The organism is Haloglycomyces albus DSM 45210 (assembly GCF_000527155.1).
Classification (GTDB): Bacteria; Actinomycetota; Actinomycetes; order Mycobacteriales; family Micromonosporaceae; genus Haloglycomyces; species Haloglycomyces albus.
In genome coordinates this window covers 2,613,431-2,626,514 of record NZ_AZUQ01000001.1, presented here as the reverse complement: position 1 = coordinate 2,626,514, position 13,084 = coordinate 2,613,431, and the positions used below count along the sequence as shown (strand labels likewise).

The window sequence follows — 13,084 nt, the reverse complement described above, 5'->3', positions numbered from 1 at the left end:
AAACAAAACTCGCCATCAACTCCACAATTCGCCAACCCGATTACCAGCCGAAGTTTCCCGGATAAGCCACTAGACAGATGATCGTCCGTGGTGAGAAGATTATGCGGTGAATGATTCGGAGTTTTACATAGACTTTTCGTATGTACGCCTTGGATACGGTAGGTTGCGGATTGAAGTCTATGCGCACCCTGAAATTGAGGAAGACGTTGAGGAAGCCTTCCGAGAGCATAAATTGTCCGTGGATCCTCGCCTGGGAATCCCAATGTTGATGGATACGTACCTGGGTGGCCCCGCCGGGCCCGTCGCACAGAGAGATGAGAGTGAACCATCATTTACGGTGACGATCGAACCAGATAGAGCACCACAACCCACTAATGGTCCTGGAACTACGGAAGCCATTCTTGCATTGACAGGCGGCGCTTGCTGGGCTGCTATAGCTACTGCTCTCAAAGCATATTGGGGTCGGCATGCTAAAAAATCGTTGACGGTTCGCTCAGGCAATCTTGAAATCCGAGGTTACAGCGCAGACGATGTGAACCGACTAATCGATAGATTGCAAAGCGATGCTACCTCAGATGTCGATTACATGATGCCAATGCCGCAACATCCTAAACCTAAGAAGGATGAACCTTCATAGAGTTCGGCTGAATACCATGCCCTATTCATCCCTATAAGCATCGCTGATTGTCCTGTTCAAGCCACTCACTTGCGGCGGGGGTGATCTCGGCGGCCTCACGTATTCGGTCGGGTTCGATCTGGTTGGGGGTCTGCGGCGCCCTCGTTGCATCGGGTTGTTTTCGCAGGTCGCCTCGTAATCTCCCACCTGGGAGATTGTTATTAGTCAATTCCTGTTAGGTGGTTTGGCCCGGCTCGTCAGTGCCGGGAGGCCATGCCCGACAGACCCACTCCCGCTTCATTGCCGGAGTGGGTTTCGCCTGAGTGGCTAGATGGTGTTGTATTCGGGCCGTAGCCCCACGACGGGCAGGTCGACCAGTGTCAGGGAATCGCGAACAGCTCCTCTGAGGTGCGTGTTGTCGTCATCGCACGCCTCATACGAAATCTCGATGGGATGCAGCCAGGTCGCGCATTCGCCTCGATTAGGGCACAGCATGTAGATGTGTCCGTCTGCTGAGGGTCTCGGGTCGTTCGGCGGTTGCGGCCGCCGATAGATAACCATGTAGCGCCCATGCAGGTCGAGGTGAGACCCGTGGTAGTCAACGGTGCGTCCCAGCCCCAGGGGTGAGCGTGATGCGGTCAAGTGGTACTCCTTCCAGTAGAAAAACGATGTCGCCACCGATAGGTATATTGATGACGACTTTTTGCTTCAGAATCAAGCTGTGGCGGTGGGAAGTCCCGCGAGGAGGGAGCGTCGGCCTTTCGCCGTAGAACGTACGGCGTCCCAATCAATATCGGGATGGTTTGTCTCTAGGGCGTCGAGGTCGGCGGCGCGGTAGCGGGCATTCCAATACCGCTGGGATCGGATCGGTGTCACCAGCCCGGCGCGGACGAGGTGTGTCCAGTCTGATTGACGAATATCGAGATACGAAGCTGCTTCATTGGCGTCGATCAACCGGCCCTCCGCACACGCCGCCGCGACGATAGCGGTGTCAGTGAGCACCTCAATGTCCAGGCCCGAATACAACTGCCGGTGTTCATACGTACCAGCGGTATGGAGATAGCCGCGTCGGACGAGCTCTTCGACCCCATCGGTGGTGACGGTGAGGCCGAGTCGTTCGCTCAGTTCCGCCGCCGCCCGGTAGAGACCGACATCGGGGATGGTGCCGGCTTTTGGTATCAGCTGGCTAATGCGCGAGGCAATGTCGGCGGCCCATTCGCGGGGCACGGTGTCGTGGTCGGTATCCGTATCGGCCCCACTATCGATACTTATTTCAGGGGTGAAGTTGAGTGTGATGAGGCGGCGTAGCTGCCAAATGGGCACCCCGCACAAGCCCGCCGCTTCAGTCAGGCGTAGTTGCGATGTGGTGGATTCGGCGATGGTGCCAGCCCACTGGGCCTTGTCGAGAGTGGGAACGCAGTGTCCGTCGGTCCATGGCAGGTGCCATCCGTCTGGCGTGTGGCGGATGATGAGGTCAGGGTCGCTATCCGACCAGAGATGGTCGTCTTCGGCTCGGATCATTCAATTCCTTTCCGTAGTGATTGTCTTGGCCTAGCTCGTCAGTGTCGGGAGGCCATGCCCGACAGACCAACGCGAGAAGCCACCCGCCCTAGTTGGGTGGGTGGCTTCCTTCGTGGTTTCGCTTCTCTTGCTTGTTTTCAGTTTTCAAGGCTTAGTGTCGGTCACTTCGCCTCGGTGTTGTTGGTGTCGATGAGGGCTTCGAGGGTGGCAACCCACAACGGGCGTCCGGCATCGGCGGTGGTGGTCTCGTATTCGCGGGCCGCGTTCAGGTCGCCGGATTTCGCAGCGAACATCCCGGCGAGGTAGCGTTCCTGCCCGGTGCTCCAGATCAGATCGATCAGTGTCTTGACATCTTCTTCAGCGGCTCCGGCGGCATCGAGCTTCGCGATGAGTGGGTCGTTGAAGGCCTTCCAGGCGCGGTCGGCTTCCAGGTCAAGGTCAGCGTGCGCTTGGCGTTGGTTCGTGGTGGCGTCGCTACGGGTGCCCAGGGCTACCGCGCGTCCGAGCGCCCACATAATGTTTTGCCAGGTATCGACCCGGGCGATAAGTGTTTGGACATCAATGGTCATGGGTGAGTTCCTCCTTGTGTCGGCTTATGTGGTGCGTAGTCCAGCAATAACGTCGGCGGCATCGAAGAATGTGCGAGTTCCGGTCATCGGCGCAATGTGGACGCCGTAGCGGGTGCGTTGCGGGTTGGCGCTCAGTAGGAATCGGTTGGTGGGATCAGTGATGTTGAGGCCGATGACATTGCCCATCTGGGAAGGGTCCAAGTTCGTTCCGGTGTTGTACGCCCGCTGGAGGGTGTAGACGACCGCCACACCCACGTTTTTGCCGAGGGCAGCGATAGAGGCCAGTTTCCGGAACGAATCGCGATCATCGGTGAGGGCTGGGACATCGTCGATGCACACCAGACGACGCGTAGGAGGGTTCGTGCCTCCCATAGCGTCTCGGTTCTGATCGATCGCCTCCCGCGCCTCGTCGAGGATCTGATGGATCTGGGTGAAAGGATCGCTCGCGCCGCGAATAGCGCTGACCTGGATTCCTGCATCGCTGGCACCGGTAATGATGCGGCGCAGCAGGGTGGTCTTCCCGCTGGCGACGCCACCGGTGATTGCTCCGCCCCAGAGGCGGTCGCGATCGTCGATAAGAGTCCAGTCAATCGGGTTTTCGGGGTTGATACTGAGGTTCATCGTTGTCGTCATCGAGCTCCTTTTAGAAATGAGAAGAGGGACGCCCCCCGAGTTGGGGCGTCCCTCGATTCGGTTGTGTGATCTGGTTGTGGGTTACTGGTCGTCGGAGCCGTAACCCGACGGTGGTGGTGTCATGGCTTGGGCTTGGGTGAGCGTGGTGCGTGCCCGTTTGATTTGCTTGACAGCCCGTCGCATATACGATCGTTGTCCCCAGGTGGGCTTGTTGCCGCTCCACCCGGTATAGCGGGTCCGTAGAATCCGTTCGGCTTCAATGAGATGGAACAGCGCGCGTTCGTGTATTTCAGCGAAGTTCGCTGTCGGTTCCCCGAAGCTATTGCCGTGGCTGGTGTTGTCGTTCAATCGTTTCCTTTCGCTTGTGCAGTGCGCCCCTCGTAGTCACTGGGGCGCACGGTTTTAGGTTGGGTAGTAGATGCCTTGGACCTCGGGGTCTTTCGATATCAGGTCCAGGTCAATGAGGTATTGCAGTTGGTTGCGGACGTGACGGTCGCTAAGGTCGGTTCGGCGAACGATGTCGACCGGTCGGCACCGCCCCATATCTTGTACCGTCGCGAGGACCGTGTGTGCTGCTTCCGATAGCTGGTGATCATCATTGGAATCGACGCCACGGGTCTCGTCCTGGCCGACGTCGGCGAAATCGGCCCAGGTGGGAAACTCGATGGCCGCCCCGTACTGATCGGCAGTTTGGCTGCCGGCGGCTTTGATGTCTCCGGCCAGAACCCGATTGATCTCGTCGTGGTCACCAGACTCGGCGGCTTCGACAATGGCGCGGTTACGGTCCATGTCGGCTTCCGCGTCACCACGCCGATGGAGATAGGCCTCCCCCGCAAAACGCGCGGAACCGGCATCCAACTGTGCCTTCTTTTCACACGGGATCGAGTCGAACAGCGCCACACTAGGATCGACCTCGTCGTCAGACGCCTCCTCGGGACGGTCTCCCATGTGATAGACCCGGAACGGTGCCGACCGTCCCACACGGCGACCATTCTTGTCGGTCGGAGCGTTGCGGTAGGCATAGCCAGGCACTCCCGGCAGATTGTTCGGGTTGATATCGACCCCACCAATCAACTGAGACTGGTTCTTCGTCGAGGTCTTATGCATCACCAAATTTCCTGCGACGATGTTGGCGCGAAGCGCTTCGTTATTGCCAAACGATTCGAGGCTGGCCTGTTGAGCCATGAGGATGAGGGCGACTCCGAATTTTCTCCCGAGCGTGGCGATGGTTTTCAATACCTCCGCTACTGCCTTGTCTTTGACCAGCTCGTGGACCTCGTCGAGGATGATCATCAACGCGGGAAACTTCCGACTGGGAGTGAAACCGACCTGTCCACGCACTTTCAACAGCGCTTTACGGTATTGGATGATCCGTTCGGCTGCCTGCAACATGCCCAGGACCCGTTCGGCCCCGGCATACCAGTCAGCATGACGCGTCAAAGCAGGGCTGGAGGCCCCATCGGTGGCGTCGCCGGCCCACACGACCGTGCGTCCATCGTCGATCAGGTTGTAGGCAATCACGTCGGCGTCACGACTTTTTCCGGTACCGGTCTGACCGCATATGAAGCCGCTCCAGATGCTATTTTTCGAAAAAATTCGCCATGTTGCTTCACCTTGCCCATCGGTGTGCGGCCCCAGGCGGATCTGGCCGGACTCGGTATCAAATGTCGACCCCGGCCAGGCTGCCGATTCCCCGATCGCGTCAGTGTGGTTGTAGGTCAACTGAAACAGCGAGGGGCGACCTGACGGGTGTTCTTCCACGATCAGTTGATGAGCCGGGATATCCAAGCCTGTGGCGATTTTGTCGAGGTTGTCGGTGACGGTTTTAAACGTTTGTTTCGCCCGCACCAACATACCGTCATACACTGTCGAATACTCACCGATATCAGTGATATCCACGCTGCTACCAGGCAATGGAGCGTTGGCAGCGGCGATGTGCGTGTCCCAATCGTCCACCACCTGTTGATGGATACTGACCGGTGTGTCCTCTTCGACTGGTGTCGCCTCCTCGGCGACCGGATCTTCCACCGCCGGAGGCGTATCGGGCTCGGGCGGGGCAAAATCAGCCGGGTTGGGGATGCGCACGTTGCGCCAATGCCGGATACCGCCGACCAGTACCAATAGGCCACCGGCGCACCAGAGGCGGGCGCTGGGGCCGGCCAGCAGATACCAGGCCGACCAACCCACCCCCAACACGTAGACGAAATAGGCGTAATGTGCGGCGCGGGTGGTTAGCCAGCCGTGTTGGCTCGTGGTGTGTCTCCAGTAGGCCAACCACACACCACCCGCAATCGCGACCAGGGCCGCCATGAGAAGCGGATGCAAAAACAACGACGCCACCCAAGCAACATTGGCCGCGGCGGCGATGATGCCGCCGAGTTTCCACGGCAACAGTTGGGGTTGCAGCCGCTGCCACCATGAATCGGTCGGATCGAATGAGAGATGTGGAGGTGGTTTATCCACCTGGACCGCCTCACCCGGTTCGGTCTCAGCACTATCGGCCAGGCTGGTGTCGGCGGTGTTATTGGTGGTGTGGTCGGCAGGCGCCGCCGTGGTCGTCATGGCAACCTCCAAAGAACAAGAAGTACGAAACAAGCACGACGGCAGCCGACGAAGAAACAACGGGCAGCCGTCACAAGTAAAAGGCGTATAGAAGCCAGATAGGTCAGCCACCATTGGACACACATCAGCAGGCGTATCCAACGGTGGCCACAGTGGTGTTGGTTTATTCGCCGGTCAGGAAGTCCTTGCTACCAGCTTCCTGATTGGCTTGCAGCGCTTCGCGGGCGGTCAACTGTTCCGACAGGGCCGCGTCAGCCGCCTGGAACGACTCACGCAGGTCGGCGAGTATTTCCATTGCCACCGCGAGACCGTCGATCGGGCGACCGGTGACCTCCGAGGCAGTCAGATCGGCCTTGGCTCTCTCGACGTTGGGGATGGCCTCGTCGGCTTGTTTCGCCATCGCCTGACAAAACTGCATCGCCCGGGGGAGGGAGTTCGATTCTGCTGATATGTCACTCATCGTGTCTCTCTTTCATTGTGTGACTTCTTGTGTTGAAAGACCGCCGGGAACGCACATCGATTGAGCCGAGCGGCGTTCCCGGCGGGTGTCTATTGACCGGCGACAAATGCCTTGCTACCGGTTTCATCGTTGGCGAGGAATATCTCGCGTAGAGCGATCTGACGGCGCAGAGCCTCATTGACATCACCGAACATCAACCACACGCCTTGGGCGTGGTCACTGGCGGCGGTGAGTTCGTCGATCGGCCTGCCTTCAACACCGTTGAGTGCCAGATCTGCTTTCGCTCGATCGATCGAGGTCATGACACCGTCGGCCTGTTGTTTCATCGATTCGGCAAATAGAATCGCTGCCATCAGATTCGTCGCCGCCGGTGTCGCTGTAATCGCCCCGGTCGCCAAGCCATCCTTCAGTTCCTTAAACGACCCCGTTTTTGCCTTTGACCGCAACGATGCGCCGTCGGTGGTCTCGCCTACTCGATCGTCAACGGCTAGTTCGTCGATCGTTTGCAACGTGAGCCGTCGACTCCCCTCCTCCAGGGCCGGATCGTCGAGATTGAGTGGCGTTGCAGCAGCGTCGCGGGCTTGCTCGTCGATCGAATCATCATGCACTTCCCCGTTTGCGTTGCTGTAGGGATCATCGACCCCCTGCGTTGACGGCGGTGGGTCATGGACCGGCTCGTCGATCGCCTCTTCGCCAGCCTCGCTTCCCTCGTCAAGGGCGACATCACCACCAGGTCGTTGCACCACCGTCTCCGCCTCGTCTGACCCGGACGCACCGTCCACCGCCTCGCCCTCAGTCGTCTGGCTCGGTTCCGTGGTCGCCTCGCCCGGTTCCGGCTGAGACGAGTCCTGGGCGGGAGCCGGATCGTCATCGGTGTTGTTGTTGCGCGTCGATTCCTTATCTCGATTGGTGGTATCGGAAATGGGGAGACCGAAACGCTCCTCCTGTTTCGCGATAGCGGCCGCCCATGCGCGCCGCCACCGTAGGGAGGCTTCTTGGTAGGCCCAACCACGGGCGGTGCCGGGAAGTACTCCGTTGTTGGCCCGGCGTGCGGTTTCGTTGGCCCGGTGGGCCTCCGCTCTTCGGGTCCACCAGTCACGCCACACATCCGAACACCAACCAGCAAACGGGCTTGGTGCCTTATCGGCTTTCTTTTCAGCTCGGTTGGCTTTCTTTTCGGCGCGGTGTTCTTTCCGCGCCCGCCACTTTGCCAGCGATGGCGTGTCGACGCCCTTTACCGCACACGTGGTGTCGGTGATAGCCCGCCGGACTCCGAAGGTAAACACTCCGGCGATAGCAATGGAAACGATCAGCACTGACATGGGCTACACCCCCACCGTCGCGGCCACGGTTTGCAGGCCGCCACCCAGCAGAATCGCAAACGGGATTAGGAACACCGAGGACACATAAAGAACGGGACGTATCCATTTGGCGTGATCGAGACCGACGGGTTCGACACCGTTGGGCAGCATGATAATCACCCAAAACAACAGCACACCAAGTGCCAGTCCCCAACCGAGCGACATCCCGATCGCCCAGCCGGTACCGGCATCGACGGCGCGGACCATGAACGCCGCTAGGCGACCGATCCACTCACCCAACAGCCCGCCGGCACCTGCTCCCAAGAAGACAAGAAATACTGCTTGAGCTTTGGGGTGGACTTTCAACAGCGCCAGGACGCACCAGATGATCCCGGCGGCTCCAGCCATAACAGTCATAAATACTCCCATCATGAGTTCGAAATTGATAAATGACGAGGGGAAATAGATTTTTGGGTAAAAGAAAGTCGACGTGATCGCCTCACGTCGACACAGAACCCCTGACATGCAGGGGGAAGGGAGAGGTTGAGGGGTGGTTCTACGCCAGGTGCCACCAGCCGACCGTCAACAACACCGCCACCACCACGGTGATAAAGCGGGTGGGGCGTTCGATAAGCCATTCGACCACGCGCAGCGCGCTGATGACACTCACGGCCAGCCACGCCCANCCCGCCGACAGACCCCGAATGCGTTCAGGTTCTGCGTCCGGATCGACCGCCTGCCCCCAATGGCCCTGCCGGGCCCATTCGAGCATTTCGGCGGGAGCGGCGGGCCGGCGTTGCCACGACAATGGCGCCGAGAATTCAGATCGCAGGCGCTCTCTGAACGCGGTAGTCGCCGCCGGTGTGTCGGTTTCCAAAGTCGGCACTGACGAGTCGGCATCGAGTGCCGAGTGCCGACTTTCGCCCTCCCCGTGATCACTGTGACCTGCTGTTTTAATCTCGGCATTGGTGTCGTGAGAGTGCCGAGTGCCGAGTGCCGACTTTTCGTCCGACTCCTCCAGGCCAACTTCAGCCGGTGGGTCGAGCAGAGTCAATCGCGGTTGCGGCTGCTCGACATCCCTGGCGTCCTCGTCACCGCCAAAGGTGTCCGTCTTCGTGTCAGCGGAAGTGGATTCGCCAGCATTCTCAGTGGCACCGGTGAACGGGCTCCAACCCTCAGCGGGGTTGCCCACGGGTGATCCCATGAGGGCTCTCCTTCCTGGAGTCATGTATTGGTGTTACGTGGCCTCCCACCACAGGACATGCCCACCATCCACGGCGGAGCAGGAACAAGCGGTAGGGAAGCGGAGTGCTAAAACAATAGGGAGTGCTCTGGCCCGGCTCAAACGGGCTGCTTTCTCAAAACCAAAAGGCAGAGCCGAACTGGGTGGCCTTATGACAGGCCGAGGTGGTTTTTGTACTTGTGGACCGTACCGACCGAAACGCCGGCACGGTCGGCAAGTTCACGGAACGACGGGCTGTTCTTACCATCGGCGATGAACGCCGCCAGGGCTTCAGCGAGGCGTTCACGCGCCGAAGCTTTCGAACGCTTCGACGCGTTCACTTTTGAACCAGCGTGTTCAGTCTGTTGACCTGAACGCTTCGCCCCAGGCTTGGGTGAACGCGTCTGCTTGCCGGATTGAACAGTCGTGTTCACGGTCGCAGTTGTGTCGCCGGGGCGTGAACGCTCCGGTTGGGTTGAACGCGCGCTGGTGTTCACACCGGCGTTGCCGCCTGACCCTTTCCAGTCGACCACTTGAGTCAACGTGATCATTCTGTTGCGGTAGCGCACCCTGAGAACACCGGGCGATTTACGGACCGATCCCCACCGGCTGGTCATTTCCGACCGTGCTAGTTGCCGCTCAATCTCGCTGTCCAACGCCGTGGTGTAGGAGCGGATGTTCCACAACCGCATCACCCGCCATAGCTTCAGTGTCGCTATCGGGGCGCACAACCAGCGTGCCTTGGGGATCGGTTCGACCTCCACGCCTTTTTCCTGCCGGGTTTCACGCCTCTTGACATGCGCCAACACCTCTGACGTCACCACCCACAGGGCTGGAAGCGCCGCGTGCGCCAGCTTCTCTTCGACCGTGTGGCCAGCTGATAGGTTCAGCCAGATCGTTCCCGCCGTCAATGCCCACGGCACGTACCGCAACCAGCGGATACGATAATCCCGGCGTGCCAGTTCGATATCGAGCAGGCTGAAAACGATGATGCCCAGATCAATTCCAATAGGCACCAGGACGGCCATGCGTCCAAACGACGGTTCCATCGATGCCGCGACGGTTCCAAACGACGCCGCGAACCCGACCAACGCGAGACATCCTGACAGAACGGCAATACACACCATCATCGGAGAACGCCGTTTGACGCGTTCATTCCTGCCGTGTTCATTGTGGGGTGTTCGCGGCGTGTTCACGTTCAACCGTTCACCTGACTGCGTCGCGTTCACTCCCCCAGCAGCGTTCACTTTATTGCCCTGTTCATTCTGAGAATGAACACTTTCGTCGCTGCGATCGTTCACGCGGTCGCCGTCGGGAGTGTTCACCCGTGGCGTGTTCAATGAACGCGGCGGGGCGTGTTCACCATCGACCGGGTTGCTCACGGTCGATGGAGTCTGTTCATTCGAACCGTCGTGTTCACTCTGTCGCGCCGCTCCAGGCTTGGATGCTTCCTCGTTTTCTCCTTCTTTTTCTTCGGGGTTGCCGAACTGCAATCGCAGTACGCGTTCGCACGAGCATTCGTCGACCGACCGGTCGCACCCCTCGCACCAGACGGTGCCCAGCAGGCTGCGGGCGAGATCGTCAGTGTTGCTGTTGTCATCCGGCTCATCAGAGGCCGGAGTTGGTGTCGCCGTCACTTGTCGTCCCCTCCCTTCGACTGCGTCTCGCGAGCCTGATCGAGCTCGTTGAGCATGTCGGCGTAATGGTTGGACCCCGATTTCTTCATCAACTTCCGCAACTCCGGTGCGACATGGTCGAGACCGTCATCGGCCTGGAGGACTCGGCAGGCTTGACCGTAGGCGCGGGCTTTACGAATGAGAGGCCGGTAGTTGTCGTTGAGTTTGGACATTCGGAGGCTATCGGCCATAGCATCGCAGGCGATGGCGTTCCATTTGGTGTACAAGTCGGTTTTAATTGACATTCAGGTTCCCCTCAGTAGGGTGGTTGGGGTAGTTGCTGGCCAACGAGCAGCAAACAATGGAGGTGGCCCGCCTGTTAGGCCAGGCGGGCCACGCTTATACGAACGGCACGGCTAGGCTGCGGCAGCGAATGGACCGTTGCCTAACGGCAGGTCTTTTATCGACCGGAGCCCGGGCGGGCCGTGAGCATGACGTAGTGGATGTAGCCACCCCCGAGCCACAGGGCCGCCTCCCGCTGAGAGGCAGTGAGACTGGCCCGGTTCTCCTCCGGTGCGACGTGGAGGCGCTTATCCTCGAATAGTCGGATTAGAGCCTGGTCGACCTCACGGCGACCAAGATTCGGCACAGCGGCGCGGACATCATCCAGACGCACCCATTCGGCAGAGGATGGATTCTCGGCCAGGTTCGCGGCGGTAATGACATCGAAAACCTGGGTGACGGTGCTTTTACTGGTCAAAGGCATTCCTTTCTAATTCATGGCATTGCATTTGGCATAGGTCAGCTTTTATAGACGCAGATCAACCCCCTTTGTCTGGGTAGGGTGCTAAAGAAATGAAGAGAAGATGGGTGCTCCGCCAGAGACTCGAACCCTGCCAAGACAACGAGTTGGTTTGTCGTGTCTTGTCCCCAGCGGTGCGGAGCGGTATGGAACGGTCGGCTAGACCGCCGGCTCTTTCTTCGAAATCTCATTGATGTTGGACACGCGCACCGTCACCGGTCGACTCTGGCTAGCCGATAGTTCTGCCTCTAGCTCGGTGATATAACGGTCTAGAGCGGCGTCGGTCAGTGGTGTGGCGGATTCGACGTAGTCGGCTCCTGTTGCCGATCCTGGTGCGCACGTGACGGTGTAGGCGATGGAATATCGGTACATGCAATCTCCTCTCTGTTGGGATTTGAATTAGTCGAGCGACGTGCTCGGAACGTTGAGGTCGACATACACCCGCTGTTGCCCTGGTGACCGGCGTGCCGGATAGGGATGGGAGACTTCGATAATGTCGACCCCAGCGGACTCCAGGCGGTCAAGAAGCGCCGCTATCGCGGGGCCGTCGGCGATGAGGCGCATACGAACTGGCTGCATCCTGCCCTCCTTAAGAAACGATGAGAGTCGTGACGGTGAGGGCGAAGGTGACAATCGACAGAACGAGCGTCAGCGCGACGGCGATGGTGCGGTACCTGTCAGGCGACATTGTTTCCGCCCTTCAGTCCGTAGGAGATTCCGATACACCGAATCAGCAAGTTTTGATCATGTTCGGTGAGGTCATCGGACGCACGGGACAGGATCTGCTCATATGGTTTGAATCCGGCTAGAGCGAGACCGCCGATCGCCGCGATATATGGCTGCTGCTTCGCGGGGCGATCGGTCCGCCAACCACGGCGGCGATGCTGTCGGAGCAGCGATTCCAACATCTCCTCGTCGACTTCGCCCATAGGTACTGGATCGGGCGTGTAGTCGTGGAACATGCTGACGAAATCAGCGTCAGCGATGATGTCGCCACTACAGTCGGCCTCAGCCAGCCACACCACGGCGGCATACAGCTCGGAATCTCCCTGGGCGACACTGGCAACCAACTGTTGGGCAGTAGCGCGATGTTGAGCCTGTCCCATCAGATCACCTCCCGATCGCGATCGGTTGAGCGGCCACGGTCGCGTACCCGCTGAGACGGACGGGTTGCACCGCCGGCGTCCGACAGCCTCCCGGTCTGAACCGCCAGACGGTCACTCGAATCCTTTGCGGCGTAGAGAGCATCATCAGCGCTGCGTATCGCCATAGTCAGTCGATCGGCTGAGAATGGAGCGGCACCCGCTGACACACGCACTGTCACCACTCCCTCGGTGGTCTCGACGATCGGATCGGCATGCCCGGCCCGGATCGCCTCTACCGCTGCGGTCGTGGCTAGAACGGCGAATTCATCGCCACCAAGACGCCCCACCAACGGATGTTCCGGCAACTGCCGCAGCCGCGCAGCCAGATCGACTAGAACGGCATCGCCAGCCGCGTGCCCCTGGGTGTCATTCACCATCTTGAAACCGTCGAGATCGACCAGGACGATCCAAAGCCGCTCGGACGCCGCCGAAGACCCTGCAATAGCACGGTGCGCTTCGACCTGCCGGTGCCATCCACGGCGGTTGAAAACGCCGGTCAGTTCGTCACGTTCGGCTTCGGCCCGCGAGGCGGACCATAGGTAGCGNTACTTCTCAGCTCGGTCACGTTCCGCAGCCAACGACCGCCTCCAACCACAACCGAGGCAGGCAACCGCACCGGTCGCCGCTGCCATACCCG

At 59.6% G+C, this 13,084-nt stretch carries 17 protein-coding genes and 1 other RNA gene; 1 reads left to right on the top strand and 17 read right to left on the bottom strand.

Translation table 11 applies throughout. From position 1 onward, the window contains the following. The first annotated feature begins 106 nt into the window (after positions 1–106). On the top strand, positions 107–637 hold the full coding sequence (locus HALAL_RS18675) for a hypothetical protein (protein WP_156937735.1): 531 nt from the start codon (positions 107–109) through the stop codon (positions 635–637). A 221-nt stretch (positions 638–858) separates the two neighbouring features. Here the strand turns inward: HALAL_RS18675 and HALAL_RS18220 are convergent. From HALAL_RS18220 to HALAL_RS16955, 17 genes are all read right to left on the bottom strand, one after another. Next, an RNA gene (locus HALAL_RS18220) (hammerhead ribozyme type II) lies at positions 859–937 on the bottom strand. A 6-nt stretch (positions 938–943) separates the two neighbouring features. Continuing rightward, complete coding sequence (locus tag HALAL_RS0112190; protein WP_025274268.1) at positions 944–1,258, bottom strand: hypothetical protein; 315 nt, start codon at positions 1,256–1,258, stop codon at positions 944–946. 72 nt (positions 1,259–1,330) lie between these two features. Continuing rightward, entirely contained in the window at positions 1,331–2,137 is an 807-nt protein-coding gene (locus tag HALAL_RS17755; protein WP_025273420.1) for a hypothetical protein, read from the bottom strand. Positions 2,138–2,298: 161 nt separating this feature from the next. Beyond that, positions 2,299–2,706: a hypothetical protein gene (locus tag HALAL_RS0112180; protein ID WP_025274267.1), complete on the bottom strand. Its 408-nt coding sequence runs from the start codon at positions 2,704–2,706 to the stop codon at positions 2,299–2,301. 24 nt (positions 2,707–2,730) lie between these two features. Beyond that, positions 2,731–3,339, bottom strand: a complete 609-nt coding sequence (locus tag HALAL_RS0112175; RefSeq protein ID WP_156937734.1) for a hypothetical protein — start codon at positions 3,337–3,339, stop codon at positions 2,731–2,733. Positions 3,340–3,420: 81 nt separating this feature from the next. After that, positions 3,421–3,687: a hypothetical protein gene (locus HALAL_RS0112170; RefSeq protein WP_025274265.1), complete on the bottom strand. Its 267-nt coding sequence runs from the start codon at positions 3,685–3,687 to the stop codon at positions 3,421–3,423. A gap of 54 nt (positions 3,688–3,741) precedes the next feature. Further along, positions 3,742–5,901 (bottom strand): hypothetical protein, encoded by a 2,160-nt coding sequence (locus HALAL_RS0112165; RefSeq protein WP_025274264.1) that lies wholly within the window; start codon positions 5,899–5,901, stop codon positions 3,742–3,744. Between the two features lie 163 nt (positions 5,902–6,064). Then, positions 6,065–6,361 carry a hypothetical protein gene (locus HALAL_RS0112160; RefSeq protein ID WP_156937660.1) on the bottom strand — a complete coding sequence of 99 codons (297 nt, stop codon included), beginning with the start codon at positions 6,359–6,361 and terminating at the stop codon, positions 6,065–6,067. A gap of 89 nt (positions 6,362–6,450) precedes the next feature. Continuing rightward, a complete protein-coding gene (locus HALAL_RS0112155; RefSeq protein ID WP_025273414.1) occupies positions 6,451–7,683 on the bottom strand; it encodes a hypothetical protein in 1,233 nt (410 codons plus the stop codon). Positions 7,684–7,686: 3 nt separating this feature from the next. Further along, on the bottom strand, positions 7,687–8,079 hold the full coding sequence (locus HALAL_RS0112150; protein ID WP_156937733.1) for a hypothetical protein: 393 nt from the start codon (positions 8,077–8,079) through the stop codon (positions 7,687–7,689). Between the two features lie 975 nt (positions 8,080–9,054). Then, a complete protein-coding gene (locus HALAL_RS17750; protein WP_025274261.1) occupies positions 9,055–10,521 on the bottom strand; it encodes a DUF2637 domain-containing protein in 1,467 nt (488 codons plus the stop codon). Then, entirely contained in the window at positions 10,518–10,805 is a 288-nt protein-coding gene (locus tag HALAL_RS0112135; protein WP_025274260.1) for a hypothetical protein, read from the bottom strand. Before HALAL_RS0112135 ends, HALAL_RS17750 begins: the two co-directional genes overlap by 4 nt. 155 nt (positions 10,806–10,960) lie before the next feature. Further along, on the bottom strand, positions 10,961–11,260 hold the full coding sequence (locus tag HALAL_RS0112130; RefSeq protein WP_035534533.1) for a hypothetical protein: 300 nt from the start codon (positions 11,258–11,260) through the stop codon (positions 10,961–10,963). Positions 11,261–11,461: 201 nt separating this feature from the next. Further along, entirely contained in the window at positions 11,462–11,674 is a 213-nt protein-coding gene (locus tag HALAL_RS0112125; RefSeq protein ID WP_025274258.1) for a hypothetical protein, read from the bottom strand. A 27-nt stretch (positions 11,675–11,701) separates the two neighbouring features. After that, on the bottom strand, positions 11,702–11,881 hold the full coding sequence (locus HALAL_RS18670) for a hypothetical protein (RefSeq protein ID WP_156937732.1): 180 nt from the start codon (positions 11,879–11,881) through the stop codon (positions 11,702–11,704). A 98-nt stretch (positions 11,882–11,979) separates the two neighbouring features. Next, the gene (locus tag HALAL_RS0112110) at positions 11,980–12,408 is read right to left on the bottom strand and encodes a hypothetical protein (protein ID WP_025273408.1); all 429 of its coding nucleotides are present in this window, start codon (positions 12,406–12,408) and stop codon (positions 11,980–11,982) included. Beyond that, complete coding sequence (locus HALAL_RS16955; RefSeq protein WP_156937813.1) at positions 12,408–13,079, bottom strand: GGDEF domain-containing protein; 672 nt, start codon at positions 13,077–13,079, stop codon at positions 12,408–12,410. The genes HALAL_RS0112110 and HALAL_RS16955 overlap by 1 nt, the downstream gene beginning before the upstream one ends. Positions 13,080–13,084 lie beyond the last annotated feature (5 nt).

Bases quoted from the DNA above. Each gene is read 5' to 3' on its own strand.
- HALAL_RS0112160 (WP_156937660.1), bottom strand. From the start codon at position 6,361: ATGAGTGACATATCAGCAGAATCGAACTCCCTCCCCCGGGCGATGCAG.
- HALAL_RS0112180 (WP_025274267.1), bottom strand. From the start codon at position 2,706: ATGACCATTGATGTCCAAACACTTATCGCCCGGGTCGATACCTGGCAA.
- HALAL_RS0112150 (WP_156937733.1), bottom strand. From the start codon at position 8,079: ATGACTGTTATGGCTGGAGCCGCCGGGATCATCTGGTGCGTCCTGGCG.
- HALAL_RS17755 (WP_025273420.1), bottom strand. From the start codon at position 2,137: ATGATCCGAGCCGAAGACGACCATCTCTGGTCGGATAGCGACCCTGAC.
- HALAL_RS0112110 (WP_025273408.1), bottom strand. From the start codon at position 12,408: ATGGGACAGGCTCAACATCGCGCTACTGCCCAACAGTTGGTTGCCAGT.
- HALAL_RS0112135 (WP_025274260.1), bottom strand. From the start codon at position 10,805: ATGTCAATTAAAACCGACTTGTACACCAAATGGAACGCCATCGCCTGC.
- HALAL_RS18670 (WP_156937732.1), bottom strand. From the start codon at position 11,881: ATGCAGCCAGTTCGTATGCGCCTCATCGCCGACGGCCCCGCGATAGCG.
- HALAL_RS0112175 (WP_156937734.1), bottom strand. From the start codon at position 3,339: ATGACGACAACGATGAACCTCAGTATCAACCCCGAAAACCCGATTGAC.
- HALAL_RS0112155 (WP_025273414.1), bottom strand. From the start codon at position 7,683: ATGTCAGTGCTGATCGTTTCCATTGCTATCGCCGGAGTGTTTACCTTC.
- HALAL_RS0112125 (WP_025274258.1), bottom strand. From the start codon at position 11,674: ATGTACCGATATTCCATCGCCTACACCGTCACGTGCGCACCAGGATCG.
- HALAL_RS0112165 (WP_025274264.1), bottom strand. From the start codon at position 5,901: ATGACGACCACGGCGGCGCCTGCCGACCACACCACCAATAACACCGCC.